The sequence below is a fragment of the Paenibacillus agaridevorans genome (assembly GCF_003112455.1).
Lineage (GTDB): Bacteria > Bacillota > Bacilli > Paenibacillales > Paenibacillaceae > Pristimantibacillus > Pristimantibacillus agaridevorans.
In genome coordinates this window covers 19640-26103 of sequence record NZ_BDQX01000171.1, presented here as the reverse complement: position 1 = coordinate 26103, position 6464 = coordinate 19640, and the positions used below count along the sequence as shown (strand labels likewise).

Sequence of the window (6464 nt, the reverse complement as noted above, 5' to 3'; positions counted from 1 at the left end):
GATTCGCCAGCAGCGGCGGGATCGGGGTAGAAGCCGGTCACGTGGCCTTGCCGGAGAACGCCAAGTTCATCGTCGACCTGCCGAACGCGAATTACAAGGTGACGCTTAAGCTGGGCTCGGCGGACCGCGCCGGAAACGTCGGCGTGAAGTCCGAATTCGTGCAGAAGCTGGCGGCGACGAGCGTGGCCGCGGGCGAATCGCTGGTCTACTCCTTCGACATCGCGCTGGTAGACGGCCAGCTGGACTTCGACTTTACCGGAACGGCGATCGACGTTCAGGAGCTTGCGATTGATCAGTATCCGGCCAAGACGGCCGGCGCCGCGACTACCGTCTATTTGGCCGGAGACTCCACGATGCAGTCATACAGCGCGATGCAGGCTCCGCAAGAGGGCTGGGGGCAGCAATTCGGGCGCTACTTCACAAGCGGCGTCGTAGTCGACAACCACTCCATAGGCGGCAGAAGCAGCAAATCCTTTATTGTGGACGGTCGATTGGATACGGTATTGCGTTCGATTAAGCCGGGGGATTACTTCTTTATCTCCTTCGGCCACAACGATGCCAGCGCCGGCATACCGGAGCGGTACGCTTCTCCTGCGGATTATAGAACATACTTGGGCCGATATATCGATGGCGCCAAGCAGCGGGGGGCGAATCCTGTCCTTCTTACGCCTGTAGGACGCAGAGACTTTAATACGATGACCCAGGAATTTAATGTAAGCTTCCCGGAATACGTAAATGCGGCCAAGGAAGTGGCGGCGGAGAAACAAGTTCCGCTCATTGATCTTAGCGCGTTAAGCATAGCGCGTTATAACCAGATCGGACTTGCTGCATCGGAGAAGCTGTTCCTTTACGCTTATCCGGGTCAATATCCGAAATATCCGAACGGCGTAAACGATAATACACATTTTAGTGGCTACGGAGCTACCGTCATAGCGGGACTGGTGGCGAAAGCGGTCAAGGAGCAGGAGCTCGGCGGCCTTGCGCCGTTTGTCATCGATCCGGATGTTGTCGAGCCGGAGCCCGAACCCGAAAACCAGGTCTACAGCGAGGACTTCGAGGGCGATCCAGGGGCGATTCAATACGCGATGGTTAACGCTACCGGCATTGGAGGTACGATGACGGGCACCGTCGTGGAGCAGAACGGCAACAAGGTACTTAACGTCGTCGGCTCCGGATCGGGACATCGCTCCAAAGTGTTCCGCTTGTTCGACGCCGTCGGCGGCGACATGGTTGACGTGAATTTCGACTGGCACACTGGCAACGTAGGGGCTTTCCCTTCGGAAGGACATCTTACGCTGCAGGACGCCAATGAGAATATGATTCTCACTCTGTATACAACGAGCAGTTCGAACTCGACGATCGGTTATTTCGCCGGCCAGTACCCGGCGGATTACGGAACCGGCACTACCGCCATTCCGGAGGGCGGCGCCTTCACGACCATTGCGAAAAACCAGTGGGTGAACGTAAACGCCAAGATCAACTTCGCAGACAAAACGATCGATCTGACGCTGACCAGCCTGGCGAACGGCAGCACACAGACGATCGGCGATATTGCGATGAGCGCCGGAACCGCCTATACGGACAGCGTAAGGGCGATGCGTTTTCTGGGGACGAGGAAAGGCGGCGGCGGCACTTTAAGCTGGACGACTCAGATCGACAATGTCCGGATCGAAGGGATAAAGCTTCCTCCGGCGGCAGGAGATCAGACCGCGCTAATAACGCTGCACGAGGAAGTTAAGGCGCTGGAACTGTCCGCCTACACGGAAGCTTCTATATCGGTCTTGAACAAAGCGCTGGCAGCAGCCGAAACCATTATCGGCACGGAAGCGACGCAAGCGCAAGTCGACCATATCTTTAACATGCTGGCGGTGGCCAAGGCATCTCTGACGACTCAGCCTGCGTTGCCCGTGAGCGATTACCGGTTCGACTTTGGCCCGGGCGCCGCGGCGGAAGGCTACGCGCAAGTCGACGCCAAGTGGGCCTATGTGGAAGGCAACGGCTACGGTTTTGCCGATACGGCTCTGACTCAAAACGAGAACCGAAATACAGGCAATGCGTTATCGGAAGATTTCGTCCGCTTGAACGGCACTTCTTTCCTTGTAGAGATGGAGCCTGCCAACTACCGAGTGACCATGACCATGGGCGATTCGGCGGAGTCGACCCATGCTGGAATTACGGTTGAACAAATGGGCAAAGTGCCTGACGCAACGATACCGGCAGGCGAGCATCGGGAAATCGTCTTTGACATCGCGCTTATCGACGGCGTATTCAACTTCGAATTTTCGGGCAACACGCCAAAGATCAACGCCTTGAAGATCGAACGACTGCCCGACAACGATACCGGCGACAAGCCGGTCATCTATCTGGCAAGCGATTCTACCGTCGCTAATTACGCGGAAGGCTACCGTCCGCAGGCGGGATGGGGTGAGACGCTGGGAGGTTACTTCGATTCCGGCAAAATAACCATCGACAACCGGGCCATCGGCGGGCTAAGCAGCAAGACGTTTCTGGTCGGCGGCCATCTCAATGAACTGCTGCTGGACATCCGCGAGGGAGATTATCTGTTTATGCAGTGGTCCCATAACGATTCGACGCCTTCGCGTCCGGAGCGTTATCTCACGCCGGAGCAGTTCAAAGAGTATCTGAAAACTTATATCGACGGCGCGGAGCAACGTGGCGCGATTCCGGTATTGGTCACGCCTGTAAACAGGCGCGATTACACAGGCGATACGCTGAACAAGAGCTTCCCCGAGTACGTGCAGGCGATGAAACAGGTTGCGCAAGAAACCGGCACGTTGCTGGTTGATCTGAACCAAGCCAGCTGGGAGCACTTCCAGGAGCTTGGCCCGGAAGGGACTAAAGAGATTTTCTTGTGGGTAGACGGCAAGGAAGACAATACGCATTTGCAAATGAACGGCGCCATTGTCGTATCCAAGCTGGTGGCGGGGCTGGTGAAGGAGCTAAACATCCCGCTCTCCGCATTCGTGACATTGGAGGATACCGAGGTTCCGCCCGGCGAAGTCTGGGCAAAGGCGTATCTGACGGGACCATCCAGCGCTTATGCCGGTCAATCGGTTGATTTCAAGATCGGCGTATCCGAAGTGGAAGCTGGCTTCACCGCCATGGACGTTATCGTCCAATTCGATCCGGGGAAAGTGTCGTTTGAGACGATCGCAGGAGAAGATGGCGAGCTCGCCCTGGCAGATGGCGCCATCTCGCAAAGCCGCGAGCATGTGCATATTCTTGCGACGGCCGTTCGACCGGAAGAAGGACTGATTCGCGTCATTCTGCTGAGCGGCGGAGAATCGCATGCCGTCTCGGAAGGCGGAGAGTTGTTCAACCTTCGAGGGAAGGTGAAGGCAGGCCTCGCGGCTGGCAATGTCAGCACCTCTGTGACGAAGTTCGAGGTGTCCCGCAATGGCTCGGCCGGAGTAGCTGATATCGCCGAGGCATACCACTCGTTTAGCATTGGGCAGGAGCCTCCGATCGATTCTGACAAATCGGCTTTGATCGCAGCAATCGCGGCTGCGCAGAATCATCTCTCGAAAGCGGTGGAAGGCACAAAAATCGGGCAATACGAAGTCGGCGCGAAAACGTTGCTTCAAGGAGCCATCGATGCGGCCTCTGCGGTTCGCGGCAATGCGTGGGCGACGCAAGGTCAAGTCGATGCGGCAACTGGCGCCCTTAACGGCGCGGTGCAGCAGTTCCAAGCGAAGTTTATCAGCCTGGTGGACGGTCAGACGCAAATTACGATTCGCGATCTGTCCATGATCGCCAAGTACTTCGGAGTGACCTCCGAAGACGACAACTGGAGCGAGATCGAGAAGGCGGATCTGCTGGGCGAAGGCAAGATCAACATTCGCGTACTGGCAGCCGTGGCACAGATGATTCTGTCGGGATGGAGTGCGGAAGAGTAATTTATGTAAAGGAAAGTGGGGAAGGGGATGCAGGCCCCTTCCTCTTCCTACATGGGAAGGAAGAGACAGCGATGAAGCACAAATGGACGAAAACGGGGATTATCCTCTTAACTGCGCTAATGTTGTTGTCGTTTTGGTCTCCCGGGTTGGCGGGAGCGGCTGACGATCCCGTAATAAGCATGAAGGCAAGCAGCCGGGAGTCCAAGGTGACGGTCGAAGTAACGGGAAGCAGACTGAAGGACCTGTACGCCTACCAGTTCAGTCTCGAATACGACCCCAAGCTGGTGCGTTTCGTCGGGGCTTCAAGTCCGATAACCGGCTTTACAGTAGAACCCATCGTCAAGGGCGGGAACATTCTGTTCGCGCATTCCAAGGTGGGCAAGGTAAAAGGAACAGAGGGCGAGGCTGCGCTGGCTACCTTCACGTTCGAGCGGATAGCTGGAGGAGGAGCGAGCTTTACTCTGCATGACATTAAGCTTGTTGATTCCGGGCTGGAGATGGCCGAGCTGGAAGCAAAGGTAAGGCTGGTCTCGTCTTGGGCGCAGTTCAAGGACATTGCCGGACACTGGGCGGAGAAGTCCATTCTGCAAGCGACCGAGTTGGGCTGGGTAGCCGGTTACAGCGACGGTACGTTCCGCCCGCAAAAACAAGTAACGCGCGCCGAGTTCGTTACGATGCTTGCGCGAGCCTTGGAACTCGACATTCCGGATGTGCCGGAGCTCACTTTTGCGGATATAGACGGAATTCCGGTATGGGCGCGGGGATATATATCCGCTGCTGTAGAAGCGGGAATGATCCAAGGCTATGGGGATGGCACTTTCGGGGCCGGCAAGCTTATCTCGCGCGCCGAAATGGCGGCTATCATCGTCAGATCCCAGGGCATCGTGCCCGAGGACGGTGCGCGTCCGAACTTTGCCGATACAGGCGCTGCTCCTGTCTGGGCACAACCTTACATCGCCGTTGCGGCAGAACGCGGATGGATCAAGGGCGTCGGTGACAACCGGTTCGCGCCGCTCAAAAATGCGACCCGCGCCGAATCGGCGCATTTGATTCTTGCTATTTTTAACTAGCGAAGATTCCGATAAAATCACGTGGAAGAGGCTGTGCTTAGGCGCAGCCTTTTTTAGCGTCCTGATCGCGACGGCTTGTTTACGGCGCTCCCGATGTTGATGTTGCTGATGCTGGTGTGCGACGCTTTTTACAAACAGTACAACAATTGGGCGAAAATACACAATTAAGATGAGGTAATAGCCATTCAATCGTACATTTGTACATATATACACAAATTTTGGCTCAGAGAGGTCCGAATGACGATTTGAAGCGAGAATTTGTGTATTTTCGTACAATTCCCTAGGCAGAGGGCACCATTTGATTAAGAAATTGGGGAGAAATGCACAAATGTGTATAGCACTCTTCTCCAAATATCCTATACGCGGAGCTTAACCGAATATGCAGGATGAAGTAATTGCATCCCAACTCTATTAAAGGCATGCTATACTGATCCAAGACATTTACAAAGGAGGCAGATAGGAAGATGAGAAGAGTTGCAATTATCGGGGCGGGAAGCGTCGTTTTCTGCAAAACGCTAATCATGGATATCATGGCGACGGAAGGGCTGGAGGAAACGGAATTCGTGTTAATGGCTCCATCAACGGCTAATACTTCTCGTGTTAAAAATTATCTCGATCGCGTCGTCGCGGATAACGGACTTCGTTCGAAGATAACGATCACGACCGACCGCAGGGAAGCGTTGGCCGGCGCCAATTACGTTATCTGCTCCTTTCAGATCGGGGGCCTCGGAGCGTTCGAGCTCGATTATAAAATCCCGCTGAAATACGGCGTCGATCAATGTATAGGCGATACGCTCGGTCCTGGCGGCGTATTCCGCGCGCTGCGCAGCATACCCGTCATGCTGGATGTGGCAAAGGACATGGAGGAGCTATGCCCGAAAGCGATTCTCCTCAATTACGTCAATCCCATGGCGATGATCTGCTGGGCGCTCGGAGAGACAAATATCCAATACGTCGGCTTGTGCCACGGCGTGCAGACGACGCTTGACCTGATTTCAGGTTATACGGGCGTTCCTAAGGAAGAGATCGACTTCTCCACGGGCGGCATCAATCATATGGGCTGGTTCTTGAAAATCGAACATAAGGGAAAAGATCTATACCCCTTGTTGCGAGAGAAGTTCGAGCTGCCGGAGTATTACGTCAACGAGAAAGTCCGCGGCGAGGTGTTCCGTCACTTCGGCTACTTTATGACGGAATCCACGGGTCATTTGTCGGAGTACGTGCCGTGGTTCCGCCATAGCGCGAAGGCGCTGGAGCTGTATTGCGATGAGCCGGCGTTTGGAGGCGAGTCCGGTGCGGCGTATAAGTGGAGCACCTACGTGGCTGATAAATTCCAGCGGACGGATATGCTCGCGGAAGAGTCGACGGACCTTCCGCCAAGAAGCATCGAATATTGCGCTTATATTATCGAAGCGCTGGAGACAGGCAAGCCGTTTAAGTTCAGCGGCAACCTTCGCAACAATGGCATGATCGCAAA

Annotated in this window: 3 protein-coding genes; all 3 read left to right on the top strand. The window is 55.2% G+C overall.

Annotation, left to right across the window (positions count from 1 at the left end; all coding sequences use genetic code 11):
• Positions 1-3917 (top strand): GDSL-type esterase/lipase family protein (locus PAT3040_RS37070; protein ID WP_181376632.1); only part of this gene is annotated, 3917 nt, incomplete at its 5' end.
• Between the two features lie 71 nt (positions 3918-3988).
• Positions 3989-4987, top strand: a complete 999-nt coding sequence (locus PAT3040_RS15315; protein ID WP_181376631.1) for an S-layer homology domain-containing protein — start codon at positions 3989-3991, stop codon at positions 4985-4987.
• A 464-nt stretch (positions 4988-5451) separates the two neighbouring features.
• Positions 5452-6464, top strand: a 1013-nt coding sequence (locus PAT3040_RS15310) for a family 4 glycosyl hydrolase (protein WP_108993423.1), incomplete at its 3' end; no start/stop codon positions are given.